We start from the raw sequence: 15,979 nt of genomic DNA, 5'->3' as shown, positions 1-15,979 counted from the left end.
ATAGTATATTACATATATTTCTATTTAAGTTCAAATAATTGTGTGAACATTCAAAGAAGGAAAATCTATGTAACCTTTTTTTCAGAAAAAGGGCATCCAATCGCCGAAAAATCAGCTTATTGGACAGCCCTGTTGCATAGATGCTCTAATTAGTCATTCCATATTCTTTTCTTTTTCCTTTGTCCGTTCCTTCGTTGCAGCCTTCATCATACTTTCAGATTCTTTTGTCGTAATTAACGTTCTTGTTGGTAGCGCTACTGATACACCTTCGGCTTCTAGGATCTCCATGATTTTAAAATTAATATCCTGCTTAACTTGTAAATACTGTTCCCACACAGTCGTTTTTGTGAAAAAGTATAAAAATATATCTAAACTATTCATATTGTATTGATCAAAGGTTACAAAAATTGTATCTGGATGGATATCGGGATGATTATTCAGCATCGTTTCAATTTTTTTGATTGTATTTTCTAACTGTTCCTTTGGCGTATCATACATAACCCCTAATTGGAATGTAATCCGGCGCTTCCCCATTTTACTCCAATTCGTTATCGCCTCATTAGCAAGTGTTGCGTTCGGCACCGTCACTAACGCTTGAGCGAATGTTCTAACCTTCGTGCTTCGAAATGAAATATCTTCAACTGTTCCTTCAACCGTCGGGGTTTGAATCCAATCACCAATTGAAAAAGGTTTTTCTGTAATAATAATAAGACCACCGAACAAATTACCGAGCGCATCCTTGGCTGCTAAAGCAACAGCAACCCCGCCAATTCCTAATCCTGCCACCAAACTATTGATATTATAGTCAAATACTTGGAGAACGATGCTAAAGCTGATTACCACGATAATAAAGCGAATTGCCTTTGATAAAAAAGGAATTAAAATTTCATCAATATCAATATCCAGCTTTTGATTAAGTTTCATCAAAGCAATTGAGCTTGCAGAGGAAACATTATATAAACCCCAAGTAACCATTAAAATAATAGCTGATTTAATAATGCTCACAAACAACGGGGTTCTTGGGTCCAAATAAGGAAAAAAGCCGGCAGCCGCATAAATACCAATAACAACAAACAACGAACGAATCGGATTTTCGAATGAAAGCCAAATATGTGTAAATAGATCGGTCGGTGTTTTATGTGTTAGCTTTAAAATAAGCTGAAAAATGTATTTACTGAAAACCTTCCGCAATAACAGAAATAACAGGAAAATTCCAACTGAAATGGATACCTCTACAAGATATTCATAAGTAATTATTGCTTCCCACACAATTAAAGCGCTCCTTCATCTTTACTTATTATCCAATCATGGATTTGAAAGTACCAACTTATTGATTCTCCAGCTTTGGTACTACAACCTTCATATTATACAAAGGCAAAATAAAACTTAAACCAATAAGAAACAACAAAGCCGCTGTTTCAAACATCGCTACTAAAGAAAATATATCTTTTAGAATTCCTGCTACGCTCATCGTTAAAACCATTGAGCCCGTAAACAATGGACTTAAGCTCCCATTTACCCTACCGATAAAAGCCGCTTCTGTACTTTGTAAAATCCACGTATTGATTCCAATATGAATACACGGCATCATAAAGCCAATAAACAACTCAACAGCAAGTGTTAGCCAAACATTTGTTGATATTCCTATTACAGCTAGGCCAATTGCGTTAGCAAGCATTCCAACTATTAACAGCCTTTGCGGAGCGATTGTTTTTGCGAACATCATAATAATCGCCCCACCAACAATCATGCCAATCCCATTTGCCATAAGGAGCCATTGCAGATTTTCCTTCGGTAAGCCTAGTTGTTCGGTTACAAGAAAAATTGACAACGGTTGGATAAAGCCTAAGCCAAGCCCAGCCCCCATAAAGCATAATCCTAATAAACTTAAATCCTTCTTTCCTAACACATACTTTATGCCGCTTTTCATTTCTTGCCATATCGTAGTTGTGACAGCATCTCTTTCCATTTTACTGTCTTTAGGAAGAAATGCGAGTGCAGCCGCAGAAAGGAAAAATGCTATACCTGTAATTGCAATGGAAACATTAATACCAAAGGACTCAAACACAAATGTCCCAATAATCGGTCCTAACACCATAAAAACAGCAAATAATGTTTGATAAAGCGACATCCCTTGCTGCATTTGTTCCATCGGCAAATGCATTTTAAAAAGCTTTAAACCTGATGGCTGTGAAAATTGTGACAGGATCGCTGATAGTAATGTCGCAAAAAAGACAACTTGCCAAGATCCAAATAAAAGAGTGAGTAACACAGCAAAAATTGATAAAGCACTTAAAATATCACACCAGACCATCGTTTTCTTTGGGCTCCAGCGGTCAGCAAATGTCCCGCCGATAAAGGAAAAGATAAAGATTGGGGCAAATTCTGCCACAGAAATCATCGAGACCGCAACTGAATTACCGTTCGTTTGTTCCATCACAAAAAGCAAGACAGCAAAATTTCGTACCCATATCCCAATTTGCAAAAACAAGCCAGAGATAATAATCGCTTGAAAGACACGGTTTGTAAATAATCCTTTTTCCAAAAATAAAACCTCCTGACAGTTTCTGGACAGGAGGCAGTACAATACAATATCAAAAATGCATTCAATCCCAATAAGAAGAGAGAAAATGACCTAGTTGGTTTGTATCAATATGTACATTAATCCTATCCAGAAAAAATTTATAAAAAAGAGTTTGCACATACCCTTCATATTTTTCTTTTAAATAGGATTAATTAATCATTGTACCAAGGTCACCCTTCCTTTTTTAAACTATACAAATAGTAAACGATTTTTGACTACAAATCAAGCTACAAAATTTTTGCAATTTCTTCAATATCTTCTGCAGCAGCAGCTAAATGATTAAGGGCAGACGAGATTTCCTCCGTTGCCGTTGATTGCTGTTGGGAAATTTCTGTTGCTGTTTTTACCGTTTCCGCAATATAATCTACCTTTTCTTTTAAATATAACAACAGCTCTCTAATTTCATCTACAGACTTTGCGCTACTATCCGCTAGCTTTGTTATTTCTTTGGCAACTACACTAAAGCCCCGGCCATATTCTCCGGATCTAGCAGCTTCTATTCCTGCATTTAAACCAAGTATTCTTGAACTTCCTGCGATTGAATTAATAAATGCTAATATTTTTTCAGTCTTATCGACTTGATCACTCATTTCCTTTTGAGCCGTAATTAAGTTGTCCATAAAATGGCTTAAATCTTGCGATGAAGATGATAATTCCTCAGTTGACGCTGATATTTCTTCGGTTGTCGAAGCAAATTGCTGTGCCATACTCGTTAGTTTTTCTTGGCTTGCCAAACTAAGTCCTAGCCCTAAAGCTCCGATTACTTTCCCTTTTTCATCAAAAATGGGAACACCTTTAGCTTTAAATGGAACTCCATAAATCTCCTTAGGGACAGTCACCATTTCTATTTTCTTTGTCTTAAGGGCCTTGCTAATAGCATCCCCTTCTGGAATCGGTTTACCTTCAATGTCACCAAGGTTTAATTCTGTCCCTGGTAAATATATAAGATATTTTTCTGTATCTGTAACGGCCATCATCGATTCTAGCGGAATGACCTCTTTTATTGCTGGTAAGAAACTTATTAACCATTGTAGTTTTTCATGCACCGTTTGTGTCTTCAACTATTATCACTCCTAAAGTTTTTACAGCATTAGAGATTTATGTGCCGTCTATTACTCTCAATTTTACAAAATTTCTCCATTTTTTTAAAGAAAAAGTACATTTTTTCACAAAATTGAAGAAAACCTGTAAATATTTTACAGGTTTTCACTTTACTATTATTAGTTTTTCTCTGTTTTGGTCTTTATCTTCTGGTTTTAACCCAAATAGTAATCTTTGATCACAAATGGCAGCAACATCTTCGCAATCATGTGTGACAATAATACAGGTCATATCTGCATTTTTCAATATTAACCGTAAATCTTCTCTAATGGACTCTTTTAAGTCTGCATCTAAATTACTAAAAGGTTCATCCATAAGGAGCAAATTCGGTTTAGGGGCTAGTGCTCGCGCTAAAGCGATACGCTGTTGTTGTCCGCCACTCAATTCATGAGGGTACCTTAATTCAAACTGTTCCATTTTCACTAATTCCAGCATTTCTTTCACACGTTCTTTTCGCTCTTTGCGTGGAAGGCGATGTAACCCAAAGAGAATATTATCTCTGACATTCATATGAGGAAAAAGGGCATAATCTTGAAATACCATGCCAACGCCACGGTTTTCAGGATGAACAAATACACTTTCGCTAACGACTGTCTTTCCGGCAATTTTTATTGTTCCTGCAGTTGCCATCTCAAGCCCAGAAATAAGTCGGAGCAACGTACTTTTCCCACTTCCGCTTTCTCCTAAAATACCAACAATTTCTCCTTTTTTCATCGAGAATGAAAAGTCTTTAATAATTGGCTTGACACTACGAGAAAACGAAAATGTCAGGTCCTTAATCTCTAAAACATTCATTGTTTCACCCTTTTCTTGTCGATTATTTGAAAAACAATAACAGATAATACACTAATCCCAATAATCATCAACGATGAAATCGAAGCTTCATAAATTTGCTCATCATTCGCATATTGATAAGTTTTTGTAGCTAACGTATCAAAGTTAAACGGTCTTAATAACAATACCAAAGGTAATTCCTTTATTATTTCAACAAACGTTAATATAAATCCACTAATAATCGCACCTTTAATCAATGGAAAATCCACTTTAAAAAAGGTCTTCGTTATCCCTCTACCAAGCATTCTCGAAGCTTCTTTATACTTTGTGCCTACTTTTTCAAAACCAACCTCAATCGCATTAAATCCTGTTGCCATAAAGCGAATTACATAGCCAACAATTAACATACTAAGTGACATGCTTAAAATAAGCGGTGCATCCCCCCATCCCATTTGCGCATAAACAGGCGCCAGCCATTTATCAAGCGTAATAAATACAGCAAGAACCCCAATCGCCACAATCGCCCCTGGGATGGAGTAGCCAGAAGTGGCAATTTTAGATAATACAAATGAAAAGGTTGAGTGTGAGCGCGAGACATTAGCAACGATAACAGCAAATATAAGAATGAGCAGTGTTGAAATAACCGCAACATAAACGGTCTGATACAGCAATGTAAAAAAGGAATCATTCCAAACCTTATGAAAGGTTAGTTTTGCCCAAGCTATTAATTGTATAAATGGGATAAGAAATCCAATTAGAAATACTCCAAAACAATACATAAAAGCAAGTAGTGCCGGAAAACCTTTAAGCTTCATTGGCGTAAGCGGCCGCGATTTATTATTTACATGATAACGACGTCGTTGTCGTAAGAGTCTTTCTAAAAAGAACAAACCTACAATCATGACCATTAACCAAGCGGCTAATCTCATCGCAGTTTGCACATCATACATCGCAAACCATGTCTGGAATATAGCGGTTGTAATCGTATGGATTCCAAAATAACTTGTTAAGCCATAGTCACTTAATACTTCATAAATGACTAACACGATTCCACCGACAATAGCCGGACGGGAAAGCGGAAGAACAACTTTAAAAAATATTGCTAACGGCTTCCTTCCTAAAACCCTAGCATTTTCAATATAAGATGTACTTTGATTTTCTAAAAAAGTTTTTGTAATAATATAGACGTACGGAAAAAGGAAAAACGAGAAAACGAACACCGCACCTCTAAGTGATGAAACCGATAAAAATTCAGGGTTTATTTGATAATCAAACTGATTTCTGAGCGTTGTTTGCACAACCCCAGTGTATCCAAGCATCGTTTTATACGTATAGGCTGCAATATAAGGTGGGATAGCAAGCGGAAGCATTAAGCCCCATTTAAAAAATTTTTTCAGCGGAAAATTATATGCCGCAATAAGCCATGCTAATGATATACCTAAAAATGCAGAGACAATTCCAGTAAAAAGAACAAGTGTGAATGAGTTAAAAATGTAGTTTGATAATAAATATTCCTTCATATGGAACCAATTTTCATTTGGTTTTTGAAACAATGTAAAAAATACAAACAAGAGGGGCAGCAAAATAACTGCTGCACCCACCATACTAATCATCCACCAACCGTTAAGGTCTTTTTGAATAAAACGCTTAACAACTGCTATTTTCATTTTACTTCCAACCAACTTTATTAAAGATTTCAATTGCTTTTTTGTTATGTTCACCTAAAGTATCAAAGTTAAGATTTTGCATTTCAAATTCACCCCAAGAAGCAAGCAATTCCGGCTTAGCTGCATTCGGATTAACTGGGAACTCATAGTTACGGGATGATAAATATTCTTGCGCTTCAACACTTGTCATATATTCCATTAACTTGATCGCGTTTTCTTTATTTTTGCTATGCTTTGTTAAACCAATACCACTGATGTTTACGTGTGTACCAGTTGATCTTTGGTTAGGGAAAAATACACCGATGCTTTCAGCCACTTTTCTTTCTTCAGGATCTTCTGAATTAGCTAATAAGCCAACATAATACGTGTTCATGATAGCAACATCACCAGTTCCTGCAGCAATAGCTTTCGCTTGGTCACGGTCACCCCCGTCAGGTTGACGGGCGAAGTTTTTCACAATACCGCTTGCCCACTTCTCAGCGGCTTCTTCCCCATTCAATTCAATGAAGGAAGCAAGCAATGATTGATTGTACATGCTTGTCGAAGAGCGAGCTAATACTTTGCCTGCCCATTTATCACTTGTTAAGTCTTCATATGTTGACAACTCTTCTTGTTTCACACGATCCTTGGCATAGGCAATGATACGTGCTCTTGTTGCAATGCCAATCCAGTTATTATCTGCATCACGAAACTGTTCTGGAACATTTTCATTGATTATATCTGAGTTAACAGGCTGAAGGATGCCATTTTGTTTTGCATTCGCAAGAACCCCACCATCAACAGTTATAAACAAATCAGCTTGTGAGCTTTCGCCTTCACGCTTAATGCGCTCGATAAGCTCGGCCTCCTTTCCTTTTACAACATTCACTTTAATATTTGTTTCATCAGTAAAATTCTTAAAAATCTCTTCATCCACTTCATAATGTCTAGCCGTATACACATTCACTTCTTGTTTCTCGATTGTTTTTGGTGTTGCTGCGGTTTCCGTTTTTGATTCTTCTGTATCATTTGTGCTACAACCAACAAGGCCGACCGTTAGCAGTGCACTAGCAAGTAAAGGTTTTAATGCTTTTGTAAAATTCATCGTTTGCTACCACCTTTTTATTATTTTTAATTGAAAATGTTTTAAGTGATAATGATAACCGTTATCAATAAGCTCACATTCATTTTACTCATTAGCCTACATTCCGTCAATACTAAAGCTAACTCATGATAAACTTTTTATAATAAAAAACTAAACTAAGGAGCAATATCGGATTTATTGCTGCAGAAATCCAAATGTTCCACCATCCGTAGTGAAAATACCCCCAAGGTTCTGGTAGCATTGTTACAAACTCATACAATAACAAGGACATCTCCCAAAATAATATATAAAGAAACTTTTTAGTATAAGTGCGGTCAAACGGAAACCAATTTAAAAACATCATATTCACAGGTGGAACTAACGCAATATGTGCTGGTAAGGCAGCCCAATCGATCTCCTTTGTAAAATACCAATAACCATGATATTTTGCGTCAACAAAAGCATCCACACACATTTGCAAGGCAATTGTAAATACCCAAATATGGGCAATTTGCTTAGATGTAAGCTTTTTATTTGTTTTAAAAGCAATAATATTAAATAAAATAATTGCGATAATCATTCCATACATTTTTCCACTTCCTTTATTTCATATTTCCAAATTTTAGTTTTCCCCCTTCCCCCGCTATATAACCAAAAAAAGTGGCCCACTTATTCGCTAGTTGCGAAGTGGAGCCACTTTTTTTATTAAACTATGAAAATTAATATACGTCGCGTTGATAACGTTTTTGCTTTTGCATTTGATTTAAATATTCTTCAGCTTCTTCACGAGTCATTTGACCTTCTTGTTCAATCACAGTAATAAGCGCTTCATGAACATCTTTTGCCATGCGCTGCTTATCACCACAAACATAGAAGTAGGCACCATTTTCTAGCCATTCAAATAATTCTTTGCTGTTTTCAAGCATTTTATTTTGCACATAAACCTTTTTATCTGTATCACGAGAAAATGCAGTAGATAAACTTGTTACTACCCCATCTTTTTGATATTGCTCCAGCTCATTTTGGTAAAGGAAATCTGTCGCCACATGCTGGTCACCAAAGAACAACCACGTTCTTCCTGTTGTTTTATTTACAGCACGTTCCTCAATAAATGAACGGAACGGAGCAATGCCTGTCCCAGGACCAACCATAATAATATCTGTATCTTGAGATTCTGGTAAAATAAAATGCTTATTTGGCTGAACAAATACTGGAAGCGTTGCACCTTCAGGAGCACGTTCTGCAACTTGGACAGAGCAAACCCCTTTGCGGTCGCGTCCATGAGCATGATAACGCACCGCACCAATTGTTAAATGTACTTGGTTCGGATGACGAGCAATGCTACTTGCAATTGAATATAAACGCGGCATTAATTTTCTTAAAATGGAAACGATTTCTTGCGCAGAAGCTTTCCATGGACCAAAGTCTTGCAGCATATCAAGTAAATCGCGCCCGCAAGTGTATTCTTTCAGTTGGTCTGCATTTTCATCAGATAGTAGCTTTTTTAGTTCCTCATTATCTGTAAATTCAGCAGCTTGCTGTAAAAGCTTCTTTGATAATAATGTAATTTCAAATTGTGTTGTTAGCGCTTCTTTTAATGGCAGTGTATCACCTTGCTTATTAATAATGATAGCTTCTTCCGCATCCCATTTCATTTCCTCTAGCAGTGCAGCTACTAGTTCTGGATCATTTGATGGGACAATACCAAGCGCATCCCCTGGTTCATAAGAAAGGCCTGACCCCTCTAGTGAAAACTCGATATGTCTTGTTTCTTTAGCAGAGCCAACACCATTTAAGTTTACATTTTTTAGAATTTTTGCTTGAAATGGATTTGTTCTTGAATATGTTGGCACCTTATTTTCCTTTTGATTTTCTGCAGTTACTTGCATAATCTTCACCTCACATAGTTGTATAAAGCGAGGATAGCACGGAATGGGAAAAATAGTTGTGCTTTTTTTCACACTATCCATTACATAAGATAAGAAAAAATGCGACATTGTGTCAATATATAATATTGGTAATTCCCTCTATGAAACTATCCTATTAGCTTAACAAGGAATCAATCCTAGGACTATTATAACAGATTAGTGAATAAATTTTGTCAAAAACTTATAAAACTTTTAACTTATGAGGAATATGATGACTTAAAGAAGCAAATTAGAGGAAAAAATGAACAATTGTTAGTAAGATGGCTATAGTATGACTTGCATGATTTTTTTCTATAAAATAAAATTAGTGACATTACATTCACTTGAAGGAGGACTCTAAGTTGGAACCTATTATCCCTTCAGAAGTACAGAACAAATTAAATGAATTCAGAGAACAAGATTTATACTTACATTTAGAAACAACAAATGGCGCCTATGCCTCACATAAAGACCAATCTGCTATGACTGTTGGAGCTTATATTCGTAACAGTGTAATTCGTTACCGCCATGCGAAAATTACCGGAAATGGACCATACCGTGTGGGGATGAAGATGGAAAATGGCTGGGTGTATGCTGAAGGCTTGACCCATTTTGAAGTTGATGAAAAAAACAGGCTATTATTGGCGGGCCATGATGCCAATGGAAAACTTGCTGTTGCCTGTCAGATAAGTAAACAGCCATTTTAGCATTTAGAAAAAAAGATTAAGTGAAGGAGTGGTATTTTGGAGAGCCGTGTTTTAGTCATTCTTCCACATCCAGATGATGAAGCCTTTGGACTTTCGGGAACAATTAGCTTGTATAGAGAAAATGGTACGCCTGTTACATATGCATGCTTGACGCTTGGTGAAATGGGGCGCAATATGGGAAATCCGCCAATAGCTACGCGTGAAAGCCTGCCGCTCATTCGAAAAAATGAGCTTTTGAATGCTGTTAAAGCAATCGGAATTGATGATTTACGAATGCTCGGGTTACGCGATAAAACAATTGAATTTGAAGATGTTGATGAGCTGGCAAATCGCTTTCGCGCATTGATTGACGAACTGAAACCATCACTTGTGATTAGTTTTTATCCAGGGTATAGTGTCCACCCTGACCATGATGCGACAGGTTATGCGGTTGTTCATGCAATGAAACAAATGCCAGCTACTATTCGCCCTAGACTACATTGTTTAGCATTTTCCCATGACTGCATTGAAAAACTTGGTGAGCCAGATATCGTTGTGGATGTTTCTACAGTTCAAGATAAAAAAATCGCCTGCATTCTCGCCCATGAAACACAGGCAGCCGCCTTTATGGATGGGATGGATGAAAAACTGAAAAATAAGGATTCAGAAATTTTGAAGTGGGTTAATACGGAGCGACTTTGGATTTATAAATTTGATTAATTTGATTTACCTTTTCTTTCGGGCACTAGAACCGCTCCTTAGTTACCGCAGGGGCACTTTTGCCTCTGTTTCGGGCGCTAGGGCCACCCGCTAGTTACCACGGGTTCGATTTTAACTCTACTTCGGGCATCAGAACTGGGCGCTAGTTACCGTAAGCTCACTTTTAACTCTCGTTCGGGCACTAGGAACGCTCGCCAGTTACCGAGTTTACGTTTTCACTCCAGGTTCGGGCATCAGAACCACTCTCAATTAAGTTAGTTTTATACTTATTGGAAATTTTTTTAAAAATCCCCGCAACGACAATAATATAAAAGAGCAAGGGTCTCCAAAGATGCACTTTCTTTACACCTGACCACTTAACTTTTTGACGGGGCTGTAAACCCTTTAATAATATGAACATGACCATCATCTTTCGTTGTTCTCATTTCAGCGTAATGGGTATGATAGCCATCTTGCAATGGAATTGGAGGTCCTGTGTACTCTTCATAATAATGGATATGACCGTCATCAAAGGTCGTATTACCATATATTTTATGAATATGACCAACATTCGTTTCAATTGGCGTGCCTGTTACGCCGGGGTGCAAATGGGTATGGCCATCTTGACAGGTTGTCGCACCAAAATGGGCATGTGTATGCCCTCTTCCTTTTCTTAGCATGGAGGCCGTATAATCTATTGTTACATCTTGCTCATCATGATTAGCATACTCTATTTCATTTGACTCGGTGCGTATGCTTCCACCTGTATATGGAACCCATGATTCAAAAGGATACATGTGTTGGCCGCCAATTATATGAGGGTATTCGAATGGATTTAGATACCCACTCAAAGCAATTCCAGGGTATTCTATTGTATTAGGATAAGTGTATTGGCCGCCGCCAAAATAAGGGCTAGGTACCATGTTATAGTGCATATAGACAACTCCTCTTTTTTGTAGTTGACATTAGACATTTATAACGTATGTAACCCTTCCCTTGTACAGTAACCCGGACAATGGCCTATTTATAATTAACAATTCAACTCAAAGTAACCTTTCCCCTAATCTTATCGTCTAATTTATAGAGGTGAAATCATGGCGTTTACTTTTATTTTATTAGGACTTGTTGGGACTGTTATATTTATTTTATTTTTATCATTAGGAACAAAACGTGTAATGGATGCAAATCGAGAGGAGAGGGAAGATATGATTAAGCAAATTTATCAATACGCTGTTGCCTTTATTACGTTAATTATGGTCATTGGCGGGGGTGTCTTTGCCTTTATGTCTGCGGCTGATTATGTATCGCCAAACACTTATGTCCAAACATTTGAAGAGTTCAAGGATATGAAAACCAATAAATATAACTATGAAAAAGAATCAACAGAAAAGGTTGAATATACTGAGGAACAGCTACAAAAGCAATATGATGCAATGGTCAAACAACAAATTGAAAACACAAAACAACGTGCTATTAATGGTTTAATCAAAAGCTTCGGCTGGATTGTCATTCCATTCCCAATCTATATTGTTTTCCAACGCCGTATAAATCGAGATCGCAAGGCGAGAAATTAGTTATTAACTAGGATAAAATTTACAGTTAAGCAATGAAAAAGGTAGACTCTTTGCGGGTCTACCTTTCTATTCGGTGCCTTTCTCACCAAACTCCTTACCAAATTTTAGCGAATGCAATTCACCTTTAGATGCCCAATTTTCCCGATCATACTCATCAAACAGCACTGTCACCCATTCCGCTTTTACATTTAATGTATGTACAGCCTCTTTTGTCACAGCTTCAACAAATTTCTGCTTTACTTTAACTGTTCTGCCTCTCGCCAGTTTTATTGTAATAATCGGCACTAATTAGACTCCCCTTTCCAATAATACATTAACATCTGCTTATACTATTAATGTTAATGATGTCAGGCGTCCAATCATTTTGAATTGTAAATTTCTTATGACCAAGAATCAAAACAGGAGCAAAGTGGGCCCTAACATAGGAGCTGAACTTATGTAAGCGTCAAATAGCGCCCACGAAAAAAACGTGGGCGCTATTTGACGCTTACACATTAAATTAAAAACCTTCTTACATTGTAAGAAGGTTTTTAATTTAGGTGACCTATAAAACCATAGTCACCATTTATCTAATTAGAAGAGGAAGTAAGCTATGACGCTAAGTGTCGGTATCCCAATACCATTCATTCATTTGCATTGATTGGTTTATGACGCTAAACAAAACCTCTTTTAAAAATGAATATTTGTTCATTTATAATATTTGAAATAACTTTGAGCAACGTGATGTTCCTTTTGATAAAGCTTGTACCTTGTTTCAAACAAGAAAACTCAAAGACATTATCCTTAATTTCCTTAAATCCAAATCTTTCTAACGTCTTTCTACCAGCAACCGAAACAGCAAAAGCCAGTATTTTATCAACAAAATATCCGTTCTTTCTCAGTTTGTATAAATGTTTTTCTAAAAAAGAAAATAAATACTTACTAGGATAATATGGGTATTTTTCTTTATCTATTACTATGGAAGACAAATATAGATTATAGAATCCCATTTTGTCATATGGCAAAGTGTGTTGTTCTATTTCTTCCTCTGTTACGGAATGCTTGATAATTCTATTGTAAATATTGTCGTCAATCGGGCAAACAGTTAAATAGCCAACCAAATCGGAATTGTTGACAATTGTTAAATCCGTTATTGGATTTATGTCTAAACGTTTTATGGTTGTTTCTTTATTAACTTGGTATTCAGAGTTATACACCTTCTTATCTAAATCTAACAACTTACCTACGGAGTTCTTCTCTAGATAAGTAAAAATGAAGGCAAACACGACCTTTCTTAATTCAATCGTAAATACATTTTTACAAATAGCAAAAGTTCCAGTATTTCCGATTGATTTATAAGTTAATTATACCACACTTTTAAGGTATTTACATCACATAGAGCATTCAAAGTAAGCAGAATGAACATAATTCCAATCCGCATAAATGGAAAGATAATTATTCTTATAAAATTCTTTTGCATTTAGTAACGATACCTTAAGAGTTCTATGTTCTTCTCTAAAAAAGGGAAGTAAAAAAGCAAAACTTAAAATAATCAATCCTGGTATAATAAAAAACATGATTCCAATATAAGAAAAAACAAATAATAAAATAGAACCATAAAAAATTAGCCCAAAGGAAGAAAAAAGTCTCGTAGCATACCGTATAAGGTACATTCATCATTATTTCTTAGATGTATATATAGTTTTGAAAACGGCCTTTGAGTAGCTATAAACATGAATACATACAAATAAAGTACAAATACCTTTTCAATACTATCTAGCTCCAACTGATAAAGATAATATATCCATCCATATATCAATAACTGAAATGGAAACACAATTAAGCTTATAAAGCCCAATATTTTAAGAACTCCAAAATTATAAAAATGTACTATATCTTTAAGCATTTTTCATTTGTCTCCTATAAATATTAGTCTTTATACAGGCGCCAACCAAAGACAAAATTGAAGAGGTAAATAATGAATAAAAAATGATATCATTATTCAAAAAAACATTAAAATCCATTATAAAAACTAAAAATATAAAGTTTAGTAGCGTTAAAGTTACTGCTGTCATATATGCAAAGAAATAAGGGAATTTACTATTCGTTGTCGCGGCAATAAAGCCATTTGGGATATATGTAATTATCATTGTTATAATAGAAAGAGTTAGAACATCGGCTATCAAAAATACACCAACAAAACTAATGATAGTTAATATTAAAATCGAAATACCTAACGTTTTAAAAAAAGCAAACATATAAAACATCCTCTATGGGTTATTTAAATCAAATATCCGTGCTGTACTTGTTGCAAAAACGGTTAACCAATATGAAAACAATAGTAATATGATAGAAAAATAAATCATGGTTGCATCATGGCCAAAGGTATATGAAAAATATTCAGGTGTTTTGTAAAAACCACCCCCACCTGCAACCAAAACAACAAAACCAAATCCATGGTATAAATATTTATAAATTCGATACTCGTTACTTCTACTCAATGTTACTTTTTTCATTATGTGTCTATATTTATAAGTAAAATAATTTAGCAGCGTCCAAATAAATACTAGTAGTAGTTGCATTTCAATACTTTTATGGGCTAGCTTAATGGCCGGGAAATTTAAAAAGAACGACATAAGCAAAAAAGCCACATAGCCTGCAAATGCGTCTAGTTTATCTTTCCTCTTTCGCTTTTTAGTTAAATCCACTATAACGGTAAGCAACAAAAAAAGGGAGACAATTACGACATATACCCAAAAAGATAACCATGAAAAATCAGGAATTCCGATAAATAACGCTCCATAAATTATCATGAAAAGCCCAATTGGTGTAAGGCGCCTATTATTCAAGTTTATCTCCCCCAATATTTTTATCCAAACATCCCTGATATTTTTGATTTCAAATTAGAACCTAACTTTCTGCTTAGACTTAATGCATCATCATACAATTTCTTTACTCCTCTTTCAACGGCACTTTTTAGTCTTCTTCCTCGTTTGGTTTCTAACAATAAACCTATTGTGAGTCCAACAGCAGCGCCAACAGCCGTACCAACCCCAGGTACTACCGATCCTATTGCTGAAGCAGTAATGGCTGTAGCGGCCCAACCTGCACCCACACTTACTGCAGTGGTTCTACGCCAAAAGCGACATCGGTTGTAATCCCAGCTGCAAAGCTTGTACTTTTAAAGAACTTTTTACTGTCGGATGCATAATCAATAATTCTTCCACCCGTAGAAAGAAGGACATTCCCTAATCCATTGCCCTTTGCAATTTTACTTAATTTAAAAAACTCTTTATTAATAATTTTTCCAATCCCTTTATTAGCAGAATTGAAAGGATTACTAAAAGGATTCCAATTATCCGAAAAATCCTTTCCAATCCTTTTCAGAGCGGTCTGAAACTTTGTGTTTGAATTAAAAAATATGTTTATTTTTTTTGCCTTAACCTTGTCATCACTTCTTAAATTACCGTTCCACAAGATTAGTTTATTATCATTAAAATTCTCTAAATATTTTTGATACCTTTTATTAAGGAACTTATGCATCGGATTATTTCCATTAACAGCTTTATTTTCCCCCAATATTTGATAGAGATTTCTATTTCCAGGATTAGTCTTTAAATCTTTTATTTTAAAGCCAGCCTGGATAGAAAGGACTCCATCCAACATTTCACCTAATCTTTTTGGATATGAAATTAAATATTTTTTTGCCCCGCTTCCAGTTTCCTCCAAAAAACTTAGAAACTCATAATTTATAGATACTTGACCATCATTTCCGACTTGACCGCCGTTCGTTGGTTTACTTTTATTTCCTTGTTGTTCGTTTCCATTCACTATCTGATTACCGTTTCCCACCTGACCACCAATGGGTACTTGTCCGCTGTTTCCTTCCGAGCCGTTCCCATTCAGTAACTGACCGTTATTTCCTGATTGGCCGCCATTAGGTGT

Annotated in this window: 17 protein-coding genes; 3 read left to right on the top strand and 14 right to left on the bottom strand. The window is 35.8% G+C overall.

Going from position 1 to position 15,979, the window contains the following annotated elements; genetic code table 11:
• Window positions 1–153: 153 nt before the first annotated feature.
• From GX497_17420 to GX497_17385, 8 genes are all read right to left on the bottom strand, one after another.
• Window positions 154–1,272: a mechanosensitive ion channel family protein gene (locus GX497_17420; protein ID HHY74971.1), complete on the bottom strand. Its 1,119-nt coding sequence runs from the start codon at window positions 1,270–1,272 to the stop codon at window positions 154–156.
• A 55-nt stretch (window positions 1,273–1,327) separates the two neighbouring features.
• Window positions 1,328–2,575, bottom strand: a complete 1,248-nt coding sequence (locus GX497_17415) for an MFS transporter (GenBank protein HHY74970.1) — start codon at window positions 2,573–2,575, stop codon at window positions 1,328–1,330.
• Between the two features lie 236 nt (window positions 2,576–2,811).
• Window positions 2,812–3,645 carry a chemotaxis protein gene (locus tag GX497_17410; GenBank protein ID HHY74969.1) on the bottom strand — a complete coding sequence of 278 codons (834 nt, stop codon included), beginning with the start codon at window positions 3,643–3,645 and terminating at the stop codon, window positions 2,812–2,814.
• A 145-nt stretch (window positions 3,646–3,790) separates the two neighbouring features.
• Window positions 3,791–4,480, bottom strand: coding sequence for an ABC transporter ATP-binding protein (locus tag GX497_17405; protein ID HHY74968.1), 690 nt, complete (start codon window positions 4,478–4,480; stop codon window positions 3,791–3,793).
• Entirely contained in the window at window positions 4,477–6,126 is a 1,650-nt protein-coding gene (locus GX497_17400) for an iron ABC transporter permease (protein ID HHY74967.1), read from the bottom strand. Before GX497_17400 ends, GX497_17405 begins: the two co-directional genes overlap by 4 nt.
• Before the next feature lies 1 nt (window position 6,127).
• Window positions 6,128–7,210 (bottom strand): Fe(3+) ABC transporter substrate-binding protein, encoded by a 1,083-nt coding sequence (locus tag GX497_17395; protein HHY74966.1) that lies wholly within the window; start codon window positions 7,208–7,210, stop codon window positions 6,128–6,130.
• Between the two features lie 118 nt (window positions 7,211–7,328).
• Window positions 7,329–7,778, bottom strand: coding sequence for a hypothetical protein (locus GX497_17390; GenBank protein ID HHY74965.1), 450 nt, complete (start codon window positions 7,776–7,778; stop codon window positions 7,329–7,331).
• A gap of 130 nt (window positions 7,779–7,908) precedes the next feature.
• Window positions 7,909–9,078, bottom strand: coding sequence for a sulfite reductase subunit alpha (locus GX497_17385; GenBank protein ID HHY74964.1), 1,170 nt, complete (start codon window positions 9,076–9,078; stop codon window positions 7,909–7,911).
• Between the two features lie 380 nt (window positions 9,079–9,458).
• Here GX497_17385 and GX497_17380 point away from each other — a divergent pair, with 380 nt between their 5' ends.
• Both GX497_17380 and bshB2 read left to right on the top strand, forming a co-directional pair.
• Window positions 9,459–9,803: a YojF family protein gene (locus tag GX497_17380; protein ID HHY74963.1), complete on the top strand. Its 345-nt coding sequence runs from the start codon at window positions 9,459–9,461 to the stop codon at window positions 9,801–9,803.
• A 36-nt stretch (window positions 9,804–9,839) separates the two neighbouring features.
• Window positions 9,840–10,502, top strand: a complete 663-nt coding sequence (gene bshB2, locus GX497_17375; protein ID HHY74962.1) for a bacillithiol biosynthesis deacetylase BshB2 — start codon at window positions 9,840–9,842, stop codon at window positions 10,500–10,502.
• Between the two features lie 356 nt (window positions 10,503–10,858).
• On the opposite strand, the gene GX497_17370 is transcribed toward bshB2, so the two are convergent.
• Window positions 10,859–11,416, bottom strand: coding sequence for a hypothetical protein (locus GX497_17370; GenBank protein HHY74961.1), 558 nt, complete (start codon window positions 11,414–11,416; stop codon window positions 10,859–10,861).
• Window positions 11,417–11,575: 159 nt separating this feature from the next.
• On the opposite strand from GX497_17370, the gene GX497_17365 reads away from it, so the two are divergent.
• Window positions 11,576–12,055 (top strand): hypothetical protein, encoded by a 480-nt coding sequence (locus tag GX497_17365; protein HHY74960.1) that lies wholly within the window; start codon window positions 11,576–11,578, stop codon window positions 12,053–12,055.
• Between the two features lie 66 nt (window positions 12,056–12,121).
• Here GX497_17365 and GX497_17360 read toward each other — a convergent pair whose 3' ends face one another.
• From GX497_17360 to GX497_17340, 5 genes are all read right to left on the bottom strand, one after another.
• Window positions 12,122–12,340: a 4-oxalocrotonate tautomerase gene (locus tag GX497_17360; protein ID HHY74959.1), complete on the bottom strand. Its 219-nt coding sequence runs from the start codon at window positions 12,338–12,340 to the stop codon at window positions 12,122–12,124.
• A gap of 368 nt (window positions 12,341–12,708) precedes the next feature.
• Entirely contained in the window at window positions 12,709–13,272 is a 564-nt protein-coding gene (locus tag GX497_17355; protein ID HHY74958.1) for a hypothetical protein, read from the bottom strand.
• Between the two features lie 1,032 nt (window positions 13,273–14,304).
• On the bottom strand, window positions 14,305–14,883 hold the full coding sequence (locus GX497_17350) for a hypothetical protein (GenBank protein HHY74957.1): 579 nt from the start codon (window positions 14,881–14,883) through the stop codon (window positions 14,305–14,307).
• A 20-nt stretch (window positions 14,884–14,903) separates the two neighbouring features.
• A complete protein-coding gene (locus GX497_17345; GenBank protein ID HHY74956.1) occupies window positions 14,904–15,149 on the bottom strand; it encodes a YtxH domain-containing protein in 246 nt (81 codons plus the stop codon).
• Window positions 15,150–15,151: 2 nt separating this feature from the next.
• Window positions 15,152–15,979 (bottom strand): hypothetical protein (locus tag GX497_17340; GenBank protein HHY74955.1); only part of this gene is annotated, 828 nt, incomplete at its 5' end.

Origin of the sequence: Bacillus sp. (in: firmicutes), assembly GCA_012842745.1 — a bacterium.
In the GTDB taxonomy this organism is placed as follows: domain Bacteria; phylum Bacillota; class Bacilli; order Bacillales; family Bacillaceae_J; genus Schinkia.
The sequence above is the reverse complement of the archived record's forward strand: the minus strand, read 5'-3'. Positions and strand labels throughout refer to the sequence as shown.